Annotated in this window: 16 protein-coding genes; 3 read left to right on the plus strand and 13 right to left on the minus strand. The window is 34.7% G+C overall.

Annotated features, from left to right (window positions below; genetic code table 11):
- Positions 1–52 precede the first annotated feature (52 nt).
- The 8 genes from HYG87_RS07485 to HYG87_RS07520 all read right to left on the minus strand — a co-directional run bounded on the left by HYG87_RS07485 (position 53) and on the right by HYG87_RS07520 (position 4,892).
- On the minus strand, positions 53–643 hold the full coding sequence (locus HYG87_RS07485; protein ID WP_211532567.1) for a DUF7411 family protein: 591 nt from the start codon (positions 641–643) through the stop codon (positions 53–55).
- A 9-nt stretch (positions 644–652) separates the two neighbouring features.
- A complete protein-coding gene (locus tag HYG87_RS07490; protein WP_211532568.1) occupies positions 653–976 on the minus strand; it encodes a DNA-binding protein in 324 nt (107 codons plus the stop codon).
- A 44-nt stretch (positions 977–1,020) separates the two neighbouring features.
- Positions 1,021–1,458 carry a 30S ribosomal protein S19e gene (locus HYG87_RS07495; protein ID WP_211532569.1) on the minus strand — a complete coding sequence of 146 codons (438 nt, stop codon included), beginning with the start codon at positions 1,456–1,458 and terminating at the stop codon, positions 1,021–1,023.
- A gap of 14 nt (positions 1,459–1,472) precedes the next feature.
- Positions 1,473–1,766, minus strand: coding sequence for a YhbY family RNA-binding protein (locus HYG87_RS07500; protein WP_211532570.1), 294 nt, complete (start codon positions 1,764–1,766; stop codon positions 1,473–1,475).
- Positions 1,699–2,070: a ribonuclease P protein component 4 gene (locus HYG87_RS07505; protein ID WP_211532571.1), complete on the minus strand. Its 372-nt coding sequence runs from the start codon at positions 2,068–2,070 to the stop codon at positions 1,699–1,701. Before HYG87_RS07505 ends, HYG87_RS07500 begins: the two co-directional genes overlap by 68 nt.
- A 239-nt stretch (positions 2,071–2,309) precedes the next feature.
- Positions 2,310–2,867, minus strand: a complete 558-nt coding sequence (locus HYG87_RS07510) for an adenylate kinase family protein (protein ID WP_211532572.1) — start codon at positions 2,865–2,867, stop codon at positions 2,310–2,312.
- A 61-nt stretch (positions 2,868–2,928) separates the two neighbouring features.
- Positions 2,929–3,705, minus strand: coding sequence for a sulfide-dependent adenosine diphosphate thiazole synthase (locus tag HYG87_RS07515; RefSeq protein WP_211532573.1), 777 nt, complete (start codon positions 3,703–3,705; stop codon positions 2,929–2,931).
- 92 nt (positions 3,706–3,797) lie between these two features.
- Positions 3,798–4,892, minus strand: coding sequence for an OBG GTPase family GTP-binding protein (locus HYG87_RS07520; protein ID WP_211532574.1), 1,095 nt, complete (start codon positions 4,890–4,892; stop codon positions 3,798–3,800).
- A gap of 155 nt (positions 4,893–5,047) precedes the next feature.
- On the opposite strand from HYG87_RS07520, the gene HYG87_RS07525 reads away from it, so the two are divergent.
- Positions 5,048–5,425, plus strand: coding sequence for a CBS domain-containing protein (locus tag HYG87_RS07525; protein ID WP_211532575.1), 378 nt, complete (start codon positions 5,048–5,050; stop codon positions 5,423–5,425).
- Positions 5,426–5,726: 301 nt separating this feature from the next.
- On the opposite strand, the gene HYG87_RS07530 is transcribed toward HYG87_RS07525, so the two are convergent.
- The 5 genes from HYG87_RS07530 to HYG87_RS07550 form a co-directional block, all read right to left on the minus strand.
- Entirely contained in the window at positions 5,727–8,315 is a 2,589-nt protein-coding gene (locus HYG87_RS07530) for an STT3 domain-containing protein (RefSeq protein WP_211532576.1), read from the minus strand.
- Positions 8,316–8,579: 264 nt separating this feature from the next.
- Entirely contained in the window at positions 8,580–10,724 is a 2,145-nt protein-coding gene (topA, locus tag HYG87_RS07535; protein WP_211532577.1) for a DNA topoisomerase I, read from the minus strand.
- 146 nt (positions 10,725–10,870) lie between these two features.
- Positions 10,871–11,050 carry a hypothetical protein gene (locus HYG87_RS07540; RefSeq protein ID WP_211532578.1) on the minus strand — a complete coding sequence of 60 codons (180 nt, stop codon included), beginning with the start codon at positions 11,048–11,050 and terminating at the stop codon, positions 10,871–10,873.
- A 77-nt stretch (positions 11,051–11,127) separates the two neighbouring features.
- Positions 11,128–12,618: a phosphoserine phosphatase SerB gene (serB, locus tag HYG87_RS07545; protein ID WP_211532579.1), complete on the minus strand. Its 1,491-nt coding sequence runs from the start codon at positions 12,616–12,618 to the stop codon at positions 11,128–11,130.
- Between the two features lie 11 nt (positions 12,619–12,629).
- A complete protein-coding gene (locus tag HYG87_RS07550; protein WP_211532580.1) occupies positions 12,630–13,175 on the minus strand; it encodes a TATA-box-binding protein in 546 nt (181 codons plus the stop codon).
- Between the two features lie 532 nt (positions 13,176–13,707).
- On the opposite strand from HYG87_RS07550, the gene HYG87_RS07555 reads away from it, so the two are divergent.
- Together HYG87_RS07555 and cyaB are read left to right on the plus strand one after the other, a co-directional pair.
- Positions 13,708–14,121, plus strand: coding sequence for a hypothetical protein (locus HYG87_RS07555; RefSeq protein ID WP_211532581.1), 414 nt, complete (start codon positions 13,708–13,710; stop codon positions 14,119–14,121).
- Between the two features lie 86 nt (positions 14,122–14,207).
- Positions 14,208–14,744 (plus strand): class IV adenylate cyclase, encoded by a 537-nt coding sequence (gene cyaB / locus HYG87_RS07560; RefSeq protein ID WP_211532582.1) that lies wholly within the window; start codon positions 14,208–14,210, stop codon positions 14,742–14,744.
- Positions 14,745–14,897: the final 153 nt, after the last annotated feature.

The following is a 14,897-nucleotide window of genomic DNA, read 5'->3' on the forward strand; positions in this document are numbered from 1 at the left end:
AATTTTAATCAACATTTAAATTTTAAAGGACAAATCAGCATGACCTGAAGATTTACTTTTTCCATCCCATAACTCTGGTTTGATAGTGGAGGGGAAATATACTATGGGAAGTTCCTTTACCATGGATCTGATCCAGTAGACACCGTACTTCTATTTCATAGTCTGAATTATTTTCCAGGCTGCTTTTTTCTTTTTTAAATTCAAAAAGATTAGATGAAAGTCTATCAATGGTTCGATATCCAAAACCCTTCAAATTGATATACTCCACCTGTTTCCTATCTTCGAAGCTTCTTATTTCACTTGATTGAATTTTAGGGATTTTATCGTCTCGACGGGTACCATCTCCAATGATAACATACTCTTCAGCTAGCAACTCTAAAGCAGCTTTATGTATCAGATTTATGCCATTATTAGGAAACCCATCTTCTTTTATAATTTTAACTGCTTTTTCAAGTGTTTTATATTCTGCGTCCATAACTCTATGTTTAAAACCCAAAAGAGAAGCCGATTCAAATGCTGGTTTCCAGGAGGGATAGATTCCAAAGTTTAAAGTCACCAGTTCCACTTTTAAACCCATTCGATTAAGAATTACGGCCATTAAGGAACTGTCCTTACCTCCACTGTATAATATACCTGCTTTCATTTTAGTGATTTATCTTCGAGTTATATTGATCTCTCTTTTAGGTCCTGAAACCTTTTTTAATAACTCTTTCAATTGATTGTCATCGATTTTAGATTGAACCCTACCCATCTGGGCTAGCTGAATTAATTGAACTTCTATTTGATCTACAAATTCAGGTTTGGTTAATCTAAGATTGGCTAACCTGCTGCGAGCTTCAGGAGTAAGTATCTGCATCAAAACCTGCTTTTTCTGCATTTCCATTTCTTGACGTGCTTGTTCCTGGCTTTCAGCATTCGCAGATTGCTGCTGCAATTCCTGCATTCTTTTACGACGTATTTCTTCTAAGTCGCTCAATATTTAGCCTCCGGGTCAAATGATAAAAATGTTGATTTATCAGCTTAATATTTAGCCAGTTCAGGAACTTCTTTTTTTACCAGGACTGATGTTTTATCCAAAAAAGACCTGCCTTTAGAAGTGACTACTCTACCGCCTTCCACTTTTTCAACGAATCCAGCATCTTCTAACTGGTGTAGAGCCCCTCGAATTATGGCTCCACTTCCCCTTCTAAACTTTTCAGGGCTGGAACCTAAATCTTTTTTACCACCATACTGGGTTCTCAGGCTGTTTACACCTACGGGTCCATCTATATAAACTCTTCTAAGGATAGCAGCACTTCTAACATACCACCAGTCATTGTTTTCTGGCCGACGTTCTTTGTGCACACCTGTTTTTACAAAGTTAGCCCATTCAGGGGGGTTAACTTTTTTTTCTTGGCTTAATTCTTTTGCAACTTGATTTATAAGTAAATCTGCAGGCACATCATAAACTGTACTCATATTTGGCCTCCTAATTAACGTTTTTTCTTAAATATTACCGCAACGTTTCCTCTTAAATCTATGAGCTTGGAATTTGATTTTTCCACTATTTGGGTAATATAATTTTCTTTTTCTGAAGATATGTTTTTAGCAAATTTCAGCTTTACCATTTCTTTGGCCTTAAGCTGTCTTTTGATTTCTTCTATAACATTATCATTTATCCCTGCCTTTCCAATATTAATGGTCAGGGCTGAAAGGGATCTATTCATTAACTCTTTTTTTGACAAGGTAAGACTCAATCTTATTTCTCCTTTTTTGCTTTTTCTCATTTATATATGGCAATCGCATCAGTTTTCCACATTCTAAACATTTGAAATGTATTTCACCATTAGAAAGTCTTATTACACTATTTTGCCCTGGTTTAAGGAATTTATAACAACTTTTACAAAATCTACGCCGCCACTCCAGTGACATTTTAATATTATATTTCGTTGATATATTCCGGGCCAGTTTAACATAACGATGCGATCTTTCTGGATGCTGGGAGAATTCTTTTTCTGCCAAATTAAAGAGGATGTCTATTCGTTCTTTACCTAATTCAATCATCCATTTTGGCCTTCTTCCTCTACTCAAGGTCGAACCTCTTTTATTAGACAATACAATTTATATATCAGAAAATTCATTCTGATCTTTCTAATTGACCAGAATTAACCTGATTAAAAAGATATTCATAAATTTAATCTAGGACTTAGGTACAAGAAGAATATTATAACTGGTTTGTATTTATCTATTTAAAAACCTTTTCCATAATTTAATATTAAAAGGCAAAAACTAGATTCTTATCATAATTATATTTTAATATTATATAATAATTATTTTTTTACCATCCAGTGCAGATAGTCCACTTTACCGGGAGGATAATATATCTCCTTATTGATGATTTTAATTATTTCATCTGTTACTTCTTCTAAAGATAATTTTGTGCTATCAATCTCTTGAACCTTATCTGGATGCAGTTCATATGATTCTATTAAACAAACACCCAGGGCTTCGGCTTCCAGATTTTCATGAATTTTTAAGGGGCTATATCCTCTTTTTTTCAGTCTTTGTTCTAAAAAATCAGGATCCAATCTTAATACAATTACCAGATCAGTTCTTGGACAATAATGACTTAAATGGCCATCTACCAGTATCATGCCTTCTTTATTGGATATTTTAGAAGTTAATTCCTTACATAAAGCAGGTAAGTCTACTATTTTATATCCTTTATCTGGTTCTTCGCCCTGAAATAATCCTTTTTCTCTAGCAAGTTCATTAATACTGATTAAATAAGCAGATAATTTTTTTTGTAGTAAAGACGAAACTGTACTTTTACCTACACCTGGTGTTCCAGTAATAAAAACTACTTTTTGCTGACTGTTGCCTTTCATTTTACCATTAATTTCAGGGGGATTGTCACCTAAGAAAAAAATATTAAGATAATTTATTAATCTATTTAAGTTTTTCAATCAACATATGGGCAATTTTCTCTCCTGAAAGGAGCATGCCTCCAAATATTGGTCCCATCCGGGGAGCACCGTAAACTGCATTACATGACATTCCAGTTACATACAATCCCGGGTAAACTTCTTTCGTATTCTCTAATATGGATGGCTCCCCTACATCGGCCCACATAGGTTTTTCACCCATTATCTTTCCGGTTTCGGTATTTAATTTAGCACCCATTTTATCCTGTACCACTTTAACTATCTCACAAGGGTGGCCGGTAGCATCTATTACTGCTTTGGAACGAATGGTAAGGGGATCCACATGTAATCCTCCCATTTCAACAGAACTCCAGTTTAAAACCAGCCCTTCTACATTATCCCCACGTATCATCACATCTTCGATACTCATCAAATTAAAAACTTTAAGTCCCGCCTGGCAGGCTTTAGAACAAAGGGTGGATACTGTTTCTACAGAATCTGAAACATGATAATTATCTTCATAGTTATGGGATTTAATGCCAAATTCATCCAGTATTCGTTTTCCTTCATCCTGGACTACTATCTTATTGAACATCATTCCTCCCCCCCACATTCCACCACCTACGGAGAGCTTTCTTTCAAATAAAGCAACTTTTAGTCCGGCTTTGGCTAAATAATAACCTGCTGTAATTCCGGCAGGACCTCCTCCGCCTATGGCTACATCTATATCCATATAATCAATGAAATCATTCATGAATTCTTCTACAATAGCTTTGGATATGGTTATATCATCTAATTTCATTTTAACACCACTTTTTTTTTATAATTATTCTGGTGCTTTGACACCATGAAATTTAGGAAATAATAATAGGGGGAACTCCCCTACCATAAAAATCATTTTTTTATTATAATTCGTAGCACATCTTCATCCAAAAGTACATGATCCGGTCCCACTTTTTGACCTTCAAATTTAACAGATTCTCCCCATACCTTGGCATGGCGAAATTTTTTTACAAAATCTCTATGCAATTTACTACAAACATCTATAACTGAAGACCCTGATTTTATAATAAGCGGTTCTTCATAATCTGTTTTCTGCCCCTGGGGCTTCATGTATACTCTTATTAAATTTAAATGATGGAATATTTCTTCTTTAAGATTTTCTATATTCATTTTCTGGTTGGCAGAAATAAGAATGGCATCAGGGAATTTCTCTTTTATCTCCTGGAGATAACCTTCATCAACCAGATCTATTTTATTTAAAACCACCAGTGCAGGTATGTAAGTACGGTTGGATTCCAGGGCATCAATAAATTGATCTATGTTAACATCATCTCTAATTAGAACATCTGCATTATGCATTCCATATTCATTGATAATGGAACGGATGGTCTTTTCATCTAAATGAGTCAGTTCGGTTGTAGCAGATACATGCACTCCACCTAACTTCTTTCTTTTAATAGTAACATCAGGTGGATTTTCATTAGGACGTATTCCCACGTCTCGTAGTTCTTTTAATATTATGTCCAGGTGATTGGGATTGAAAACATCCATTACAATAATAATTAGATCGGCATTACGGGATACTGATAAAATTTCCCGGCCCCTTCCTTTACCTCCCGCAGCCCCGGTGATTATTCCAGGTATATCAAAAATTTGAATTTGTGCACCTTTGTATTCCATGACTCCTGGAATAATATCCAGTGTGGTGAACTGATAGGACCCTACCTTTGATTCAGCATTGGTAATTTCATTTAATAAAGTGGATTTACCAACTGAAGGAAAACCTACCAGAACTACGGTGGAATCTCCTGCTTTTTTAACATGAAATCCTTTTCCTTTACCTGAGGAACCCTTCCTCTGCAATGATTCTTCCTTTAGTTTAGCCATCTTGGCCTTTAATTTGCCTATGTGGTGGGATGTAGCCTTGTTATAAGGCGTTTTTTGAATCTCATCCTCAATTTTCTTTATTTTTTCGTCAATGTCCATAAAACTCACTGAAAATAGCCTGAAACATAAAAATAGATTAAATATTATCTAATATACAACAATATGTTTATTAAAGACTATTATTAATCTTTTCCTATTCATTCAATGTAATATTTTTATAGGGATAAATATAATAATTTATTTGAGGCGATAATATGATTGTGCGGGATGTGATGATAACCAATATGGATACCATAGATGAAAATGAAAGCCTGGAAGAAGTCCTTAAGAATGCAGTAGAGGATGGAAAGGGTAGCTTTGTGGTAACCAAAGAAGGTATGAAGTCGGGAATTGTAACCACCTGGGATGTACTGGAGGCCATTGCCCAGGGTGATGATTTAAGTGAAGTCAAGGCATGGGAAGTAATGGAAAGGGATTTGGTAACCATATCGCCATCAGCAACGGTGAAAGAGGCTGCTCATCAAATGGTCAATCATGTGGTTTGGAGGCTTCTGGTAGAAGAAAAAGATGAAATTATTGGCATGGTCAGTGCCACAGACATATTTCGGGTAAAAATGGCAAAAAGATATTAAGTATTCTCCTCTCTATTATTCTCTCATCTAGATTAGCTATTAGCTTTGAAATAAGTTATAAATTTTAAAAAGAATCCGTTTTTTAAGTATAGTGATATTTTAAGAAAACAGCTTATATTCTATTTTTAATTGCTGGGGAGTATTTCCCGAATAATTGGCATATTCTATTTTTAATTGAATTATATCCGGTTATGTTTCCTTCTAATTATTTAAAAATTAATATTTAAATTTAAAAAAAAATTTCGGGGTAGAGACAAAAGCCCTCCCCCTTTAACCTTCCTACCATTTTCAAAAAACTATTTTACACCGGTCTCCATAGCACCACTCCTGGTTCTTGATGGATGAATTCAAAGGAAGTCTGGTTGAAACCACCCATCAGGAATAGTTTGGTAAACATGGAGTCCTCCAGGGCTTTATCCATTATAATGGTGGTGTAAGACCCTTTTTCTCCAATAACCACCAGACTCAACTCACTTTCGCTATCCACAATTTCATTTTTAAGAATCTGATTGCCCTGGATAATTATTAATTTGTGGGGATTAATGGCCTGGAATGTTTCATTTTCTCCTACGGCAATGGTAGCATTAACCTCATCAGCAGATTCCTGTACAATTACACCTACCATGGTATCACCAGCCATGGTATTGAGAGTCTGGATAACGGTAGTGTTATTAACCTGTTGTGGTTGAGAAGTTGCCATGGCAGGGAAGTAACTTGATCTGGTTCCTTCATTTTTATTAAAGTCCCAGCTTCCAAAGTAAGCCCACCATCCTGATTTACCTAACATGTCTGCACTGGCTACAAATACAGATGGTGAAGGATTTTCTGGATGAGAATATTGTAAAACATCCCTTGATTGTTCCCCTGTTAAATTATATTCGGTGGTCATTATCTCTAAAGCTGATTCTCTATCCACTCCCAGAGTTTGGGTTAGTATTTCCGCACTTTTACCTGAATCATTGGTATAGTTATCCAGAGTCAGGTAAGCATCGTCACCACTGGTGGCTAACATTTTGAATATACCTGCAGAAAGAGTTTCATTGCTGGTTAACATAGCTTTTCCAACCCAGTATGCCCGGGGACTGTTTTGAGATCCTCCATCAAAGGTAACGGGCCGTTCAGCTACTGCAGCAAAAAGGTGACCAAAGTCCCACCAGGAGGTGATAACTGTATTTTCAGAGGTGTTATTGTTAATCCATTCCATGGAATTAAACATACCATCATCGGTTCCAGGCACTACTGAAGAAGCTATAACATAAGCTCCGGCTATTGGTGCGGAAATAACTGCCAGAAGTACCAGAATCATAACTATGGTTGCTCTTAAATTTGGTTTTTTAACCAGGTAAACCACACCACCTAATATTAATCCTATAACCAGGATAATAATGGCATTTAATCCTAAGGGGAAGGCAATTAAGGCACCGGCAATGAATGCAACCAGAGCCAGGGTACTGGAACTGGTGAGATTATCCCGAATATATTCCACTGCATAGCCTACGAAAATTCCAGCACTAAGAGCTATCGGGACTGAAAATTCTGCCACAAACCTGAAACCTTTAGTTGAAGCATAAGCAGTCATCAATACCCATATTGATAATAAAACTAAATATAAAAGCGACTCTCTTTTTATTTTCAATACTTGCTGGGGTGATAAAGCCACAGTATCCTTTTTAACCGGAACTTCTTCTTTGTTTTCAGAATATCTATTTTTTCTTTTAGATTTAGGAAGTTTCTTTTTTGATTTTTTAGCTGACCTGGAGCTAGAATTCATTCTCATTTTTAATATGAGAGTTACCAATCCTCCAATTCCACAAAGGAATACTAAAAGACCCCCCACGCCCCCTACCATCGAGGCCTGGTTGGGTAATAAAACACCACCTGCACCACCAGCCAGGGTAATAAAAGAAGGCACCTGTAATTCAGAAACTGATACGTAAATATTGGGATAGGCAGTACTTTGTACCAGGGTCTGGATTTGAGTGGCACCTGCTAATTCCAGTAAGGAGTTTATGATGGAGGAAAAACCATTGAATATTCCCACCATAAAAACACCCACTATTAACAATGTGGCTAAGGAAACCAGTTCTTTTTGATCCAGGAACCATTTCAATTTGTCTGGATATTCGGAAATAGCCTTCTGATTAATTTTAATTATATATCTTGAAATTAAGAAGTAGGCAATTACAAAAATCACCACCAGCACCAGATAGAATATATAACCTACCCAGGCCAGGGAGAACAACAGAAGACTCAAGGCTGACAAAACTCCAAAAATAACCTGCTTTTTAAGGTTAGGTGCCAGTATACTCTCTACTAAAAACCATATCACCAGTAAGGGTAGCAGTATGGTAAACATATCGGTATCAAAGAAACCGGCAAAAGTATGGGAAAAATAAGTAGGAGCAGTGGCTACTAAAATTCCCGCAGCTATGCCTCCATAATCATTACTGATTTTACGCACCAAAAAGTAGGCCGGTATTACACAAAGTGATGCTATTAAAGACCCGGTCCAAAAGGCCACCACAGTAAGGGGCACGGTTGCAAATATATTTGCCAGATAATAAAATGCCGCTGTCAAATAAATTATAAGCGGCGGATAAGCTACCTCTCGCCCAGGAGGATAGTAAGAATGGAGATCCCAAGCCTCTCCATTTTTTGTGGTATCTCCAATAATTCCATTTTCAATGAAATTTTCGGTTAAACGGTAATTATAATATGAATCCATTTCACTAAAATAGGGAAGACCCGTATCATCTTTGTAAAAATCTTTTGACTCATCAGGGACTCCTGAAATGTTGTAAGCCTCTGCTCGAAGGACAAATACAACCGAAAAAAGCAAAAGAATTATGATAACAGGTTTAAGTTTGGATAAATTATCTTTAAAGTTCATAGAACCTCCTCTATATAAGTACCTATTACAATTTTTCTTATATTCGATTTAAATTCATATTTACATCTATTTAACTATTATCATTATTTTTCAATTATTAGTTTAGACTTTATTTAAAAAAAATTAATCCTCAATTTTTTAAAGGAGGTGATAATGGGGAATATTTGATAAAAAAATAAGAGTAAAAAAGAAAAATAATTCGATTAAAGAAGAAATAAGAAAAAAATCTGGATTTATTACTAAAAAATTCTAATTATATATTTTCTATCCGGATTTATTGGCCTCTTTTTCTTCAAGTGACTGGGTAAAACGACATTTAGGAAAACCACTACATCCTATGAACTCCCCATATCTTCCAGAACGCTTAAGTAATTGTTTACCACATTCTGGACACTTACCTACTACTTCTGGTTTGGTTTCCTTACCATCCTGGCCACATTTAGGATCTAAACAGGCTCTTTGGCGGGGTTTACCAAACGAAATTAAAGGAAGACTGCACTTTTCACATGTTGTCTTTAAAACACTGGCACCTCGAGGTAAAGAGTAGGTAGCTTTACAGTCCGGGTAATTAGAACATCCTACAAAGGTACTTTTATTTCGGGGGGAGTATTTTAGTACCAGATTTCCCTTACACTTACATTCCCCCACAATGCGGCTTTCCTGATAAGCATCGTAAATCTTTTGACCTATCTTCAGCTTACTTTTTTCCACATCCTCCAGAATAGAAATTACTTCTTTTTTAGCATCATCAATCACCTTTTCTTTGGTAATTTCTGCCGCCATTATTTCCTGCAACTCATTTTCGAATTGCCGGGTTAATTCTTCACTGGTAATCTGGGGGGAATACTCCCGAAGAGTATCAATGATATTTTCACCTAACTGGTTCACCGTAATTTGTTTTCCATAGATGTACTTTCTATCATATAAAATGGCTATTATGTCTGCCCGGGTAGATTTTGTACCCAGACCTCTTTTTTCCAGTTCTCTTATTAATGATGCTTCGTTATAACGGGCAGGAGGTTTGGTTTCTTTTTCTTCAGACCGTATTTTTTTTACTTTAAGCCGATCACCTTTTTTGATATCTGGAAACTCATCATTTTCCACTTTACGGAAAGGATAATGTTCTAACCACCCCATATATGAAATACGTTTTCTACGGAATAGAAAATCTTCTTCACCAATTTTAAGTTCGGTTTTCATGGTTTCTAAAGTTGCATCTTCTCCAAAAACGCTTATAAATCGATAAACGATAAGTTCATAAAGTTTACGGTCATCAGTACTTAATTTTTTTGGCAATACTCCAGTAGGGTGAATAGAAGGGTGAGCTTCGTCCTTTTTTTTACCTTCATTAGGTTTTAAAGGGGTGGGAAGTTTTTTAATTTGTTTTTTAAAGGCAGAATCTTTAGAAAGCTTTTCTAATATGCCCTCATATCCAATACTTTTAGGCAATTTTTGAGATGATGTACGGGGGTAGGAAGTATAACCTTCAGTGTAAAGATTTTGAGCTATTTGCTGAGTTCTCTTAGGACTAAATCCAAAAACTCCGTAAGCTTCTGACTGTAAACTCCCTAAATCAAATGGAAACGGTGGTTTTTTAGTAGTGTTGAGCAATTTTATATGGTCCACCACAGCATCATTACCTTTGCAATTACTAAGAACTGCTTCTGCTTCTTTTTTATCCCATATCTTTCCTTTTTTATTATCTGCAACTATGCCTTCTTCTAAAAGGGCCTTTATCATCCAGTAAGGAACCGGTACAAATTCACGGATCTCTTTTTCGCGATCTACCAGTATGGATAAAGTAGGAGTTTGCACTCTCCCTGCTGATAACTTAATAAAACGTGATGTGGATTCACGCACAGATTTCATCAATGCTTTGGAAATATTCACCCCAAAAATAAAGTCCAGTACATGCCGGGCGATTCCACTATCCACCTGATTAAAATCTAAATCTATGGGTTTGTGATAAGCATTAAGAACATCTTCTTTAGTCAGAGTCGAAAATTTCATTCTAAGGGCATTTTCCACACTTTTATCGCCACAAATATATTTTAAGGCATTATAACCAATTAAAGTACCTTCTATATCATAATCACAGGCATGAATGAATATATCTGCACCTTTTCCGAATTTTTTAATAGCATTTACGTAATCTTTAACATAAGATTTTTTTTTATCTATATCATAAAGTGGGATCCATTCCAAATCAAAAAAATGTTCATTTTTCGAATTTAATGGCTTTAAAGAATACAGGTGTCCCACAGCAGATAAAACGGTGGTCTTTTTCCCTTCTTCCTCAAATTCCCAGTATGCTACTTTTTTATAAGTTTTTTTCTCCGCATGGGGAGATAAAGCTTGAGCTATTTTCTCAGAGGACTTGGGCTTCTCACAGATAATGACCTCATGCATAATATCACACAAAATTTTCCTAATTTATATAACTGAATATGATTGATGTTATTTAAAAATAAGCCCCATAAATAATAAAATTATTAAATAATATACTTTATTTTATTACTCTATTCTGCTACTAAAACCTAATTCACGAAATAGAGCTATTTATAAAATCCGTAAAACTGGCTGCAGTAGTCACACATGGGATATTTACCATAATGGTAGTGACTAAAATCATCTGCACTAATGTCGAATTTTTCATTGCAAGTATAACACGTTTCGATTTTCTTTTCTTTTTCATCAGATTTAGATGTTTTAGATTTAGAATTATCTTTTTCCATAAACACACCATTATCTAATTAAAAATATATGGAATAAATGGGGAAGAGGTTTTTAAACCTCAAAAAAATCGCAAATATTAGAAAACGTCGTGTTTTTGTAGAAGTAATAACTCATCAGTAGATAGTTTTTTACCTTCTTTGAATTTGCGATAAATTTCTTCGGCTCTTTCCTTTTCTTCCTGATTTTTCTTCCGGGAAGTCCTGCTTTCCATATCTCTTCTTCGTGATTTTATGCCACCCAACTTTTTATTAATTTTGTGAATGTCCCCCAGGACGGATTTAAACTCCTCATGCTTTTGGGAGGCCTGGTTTTTATATTCAACAAATTTTTTGTGGGATTCATCGGCATTAGTCCTTATTTCATCTGTTTTACGGAAATATTCCAGCATTTTTTCGTGGAATTCCTGTGCCTGCTCTGAAAGTTCAACCACTTTTGCATGATATTCTTCAGATACTTTTTTAAGTTCCTGAGCTTCTTCTTGAACTTTTTCATCTTCTTGAAGTGCCATTAACTTTTTCCTGAGTTCATTAGCATCTTTTACAAGTTGATTTTCTTTCTTTATATCCAGGACACGGGTTTCGATTATCTTATCGATTTTCTTTATTTCATTTTCGATTTTAAATCTTTCCTTTCTTCCAGAAGTCCATTCCATCTTTTTGAGTTCGTTGTTAGCATTATCCCGAAGTTTTTTATTTTTCTCAACTTCTTCGTTTATCTTGTTTCTTTTATCTCTAAATTCGATGGCAACATTGAGATTTTCTTTAAGGCTAGCATTTAATTCATCTCGAATTTCTCTTTGCTTCTTAGCCTTTTGGTTAAGTTTATCTCTTTCTTCGGAGATATTAGAAAGAACTTTTTCATACTCATCCTTTTTTTCTATGGCATTATCCATACTACCTTCCATGATTGATGAAATTGCTTTTTCTTTTTCATCAGCATTGGATTTTTCCAGTAGAGGAACTAATTCGCCAAGATCCTGATTCTCAATGGAAACATCTGCTATTTCTACTAAAGCAGGCTTTGCATTAAATGCTATTCCTAATTTCGCCGCTTTAATCATGGAAATATCATTTGCACCATCACCAACTGCAGCACATTCTTCGAGAGTAAGCCCTTCCTCTTCAATTATCTGGCATAAAACATCATATTTAGATCCTTCTACCAGAGGACCACTTACTTCGCCGGTTAGAATACCTTCTTCTTCGTGCAATACATTGGAGAATGCATAATCCATACCCAGCTTTTCTTTAATAGGGTTAGCTATCTCTTCAAAGCTTCCAGATATTATGGCCAGTTTATAGCCTTTTTTCTTTAGATCTTTTATAGCCTTCTCTGCACCGTTCATCAGGGGCATTTTATCTGCTAAAGCAGAAATTTCATCTATTTTAGCACCTTTAAGAAGTTTAACTCTCTCTTTTATTGAGGTTTCAAAGTCCATGTCGCCTTCCATGGCCTTTTTGGTTATTTCCATTATCTGGTCTTGAATACCCATTAACTTTCCAATTTCGTCTATGGCTTCACCATCGATAATAACGTTGTCAAGGTCAAAAACTACAAGTTTAATCAAAATATCACCAATTAAATCAAATCCAGCTCTTCGAGCCGGTCTCGAGTTTTAGCGACACCTAGTTTGGCATCTTCTTTGCTCTTGGCTCCAGTGCATACTACTTTACCTGATCCAAAGAGCAGTAAAACCACTTTTGGTTCACCTAAACGATAAACTAGCCCAGGGAACTGTTCTGGTTCGTATTCAGTATTTTCTAATCCTAATGCAACTGCTTCCAGATTTAAAGTTTTCATTAAATTAGCAGAAGCAACTATGTTTTGAATTTTTATTTCAAATTCTTCAGGAATGTCCGGATCCATAGTTCTCATTTGGTCCACAGTAATTTTTATGGCCAATTTAGAGTCGTCTATAGATTTTGCCCCGGTACATACCAATTTCCCAGAACCAAAAATCAATGCAGCAGTTTTAGGTTCTTTAAGTTTGTAAACCAAACCAGGGAATTGTTCGCGGTTAAAATCAACACCTTCAAGTGCTTTAGCAACAGTAGGAAGATCAATAGATTTTCCAAGAGTAGCCGAGGCAACTATGTTTTCCACTTTAATTTCCACATCGGTCAATTTAATATACCTCCCAGTAGTTAGAATAATCTTATTTATATAAAATGTATAAAACTGTTATTTATATTAGATTAATGCAGTACTTAAAAAGTAGTGGTTATATTCTATTTTTTTAAATATCAGATTTAATTATTAATAGTCCCTAATTTTTTATCATTCTGTTATTATCTCTATTTAAGGGAATAATTTAAAACAAAATAAATGAAACTATTATTATAAAATGTTATGGGCTATGCTTATATAAATGTTATCCTGTTTTTGATGATTTCGATATCAGGAAGGTAGTATACCTTAGTAAAAAATATTTTAATTAATTGCCCCTGCATCCTTTTTTTATTTATCTTCTAATCTTAAAACATTAATTTAGTAATTAAGGTACTAATATTTAATTCAAATACAAAAAAGTTTATACTTAAAAATAAAAGTTATAGCTGGGGATTATTCAAATTGTATTCCAGGTTATAATAATTAAAGCTTTAATCCGCACCTTAATTCCATTTCCCTCTGAAATTTTATAAATGGGTGTATAATTATGAATCCCAAGTTTTACCAGAAACAAATAGCAGAAGTAGGCGTAGATGGTATGAAAATTGAACCATCTTCACTGGCTGAAGCCATGTCTTTACTTGTAAAATTAAGAAATTATAAAAAATTACTGGAAAAAATCAAATTTAATTTACACATGGATATGAGATCCATTCGCAAAGAATATCTTGAAAAAATACAATCTTTGAAAGAAGAGCCTTCCCGAAGAGGGCTTTTTAGAAAAAATTTAACTGAAAAAGATAAAAGATCTACCAAAAAAAACATCTACGAAGAAAGAGACAGAATTTTAGCTCCATATGAAGCTCTTGAAAGATTAATTGAGGATTATTTGGATCAAATAGAAGATTCAAAAACTTATTTAGAGTTATTTATTCAAAAAGAAACTGAATACAAGAAATAAGACTCTAAAACAGGTAGTCTTATAGGTTAATGGGCCTCTAATTTTGAGGGGCTATTTTATTTTATAAATATATTAGAGGTGATGGGGTGCTAGAAGTAGAAGTAAAGGCCCGAATAGACGATTTTGAAGGCATCAGAAAAAAATTGATAAGTATGGGGGCTAAAAATAAAGGTATACAACGGCAGGATGATACTTACTTCAATGCTCCTCATAGGGATTTTGCTAAAACCGATGAAGCGTTACGGATTCGTAAAATACCTTCTGATGATGGCATGAAAGTATACATGACTTATAAAGGTTCGAAAATGGATGATTTAAGCAAAACCCGGCTTGAAGTGGAAGTAATGGTAGAGGATTCAATTAAAACTGCCAAGATATTTGAATGCCTGGGCTTCAAGGGAGAAAAAAAAGTAACCAAAGATAGGGAAGTATACCATTTAAAGGACATGATAATAAGCCTGGATACCATCCATAATTTAGGCCAATTTATTGAAATTGAAAAGGAAATTCCAGAAGGAGATGACTATGAAAAAGTCAGGGATGAAATTTTCCAGATATACGAAAAATTAGGTGTATCTGAAGGATTTGAGCGTAAATCATACCTTGAACTTTTAGATTTGTAGTTTAAAGATTTAAAGATTAATTTATTATTAAATTAGCTTTAAAAGCATATAATCTAATAAATAACTAAATATCCTGGATTAAAAAAAATTTTAATTAACGTCCTATTTTCTAATTAAACTTTAAAATATACAGCTTTTATGATACTCCAACCG

The organism is Methanobacterium alkalithermotolerans (assembly GCF_018141185.1).
Classification (GTDB): domain Archaea; phylum Methanobacteriota; class Methanobacteria; order Methanobacteriales; family Methanobacteriaceae; genus Methanobacterium_F; species Methanobacterium_F alkalithermotolerans.

Coding starts and splice junctions, on each gene's coding strand:
- HYG87_RS07485 (WP_211532567.1), bottom strand. CDS start 643: ATGAAAGCAGGTATATTATACAGTGGAGGTAAGGACAGTTCCTTAATG.
- HYG87_RS07500 (WP_211532570.1), bottom strand. CDS start 1,766: ATGAGAAAAAGCAAAAAAGGAGAAATAAGATTGAGTCTTACCTTGTCA.
- HYG87_RS07495 (WP_211532569.1), bottom strand. CDS start 1,458: ATGAGTACAGTTTATGATGTGCCTGCAGATTTACTTATAAATCAAGTT.
- topA (WP_211532577.1), bottom strand. CDS start 10,724: ATGCATGAGGTCATTATCTGTGAGAAGCCCAAGTCCTCTGAGAAAATA.
- HYG87_RS07525 (WP_211532575.1), top strand. CDS start 5,048: ATGATTGTGCGGGATGTGATGATAACCAATATGGATACCATAGATGAA.
- HYG87_RS07540 (WP_211532578.1), bottom strand. CDS start 11,050: ATGGAAAAAGATAATTCTAAATCTAAAACATCTAAATCTGATGAAAAA.
- HYG87_RS07510 (WP_211532572.1), bottom strand. CDS start 2,867: ATGAAAGGCAACAGTCAGCAAAAAGTAGTTTTTATTACTGGAACACCA.
- HYG87_RS07515 (WP_211532573.1), bottom strand. CDS start 3,705: ATGAAATTAGATGATATAACCATATCCAAAGCTATTGTAGAAGAATTC.
- HYG87_RS07530 (WP_211532576.1), bottom strand. CDS start 8,315: ATGAACTTTAAAGATAATTTATCCAAACTTAAACCTGTTATCATAATT.
- HYG87_RS07555 (WP_211532581.1), top strand. CDS start 13,708: ATGAATCCCAAGTTTTACCAGAAACAAATAGCAGAAGTAGGCGTAGAT.
- HYG87_RS07520 (WP_211532574.1), bottom strand. CDS start 4,892: ATGGACATTGACGAAAAAATAAAGAAAATTGAGGATGAGATTCAAAAA.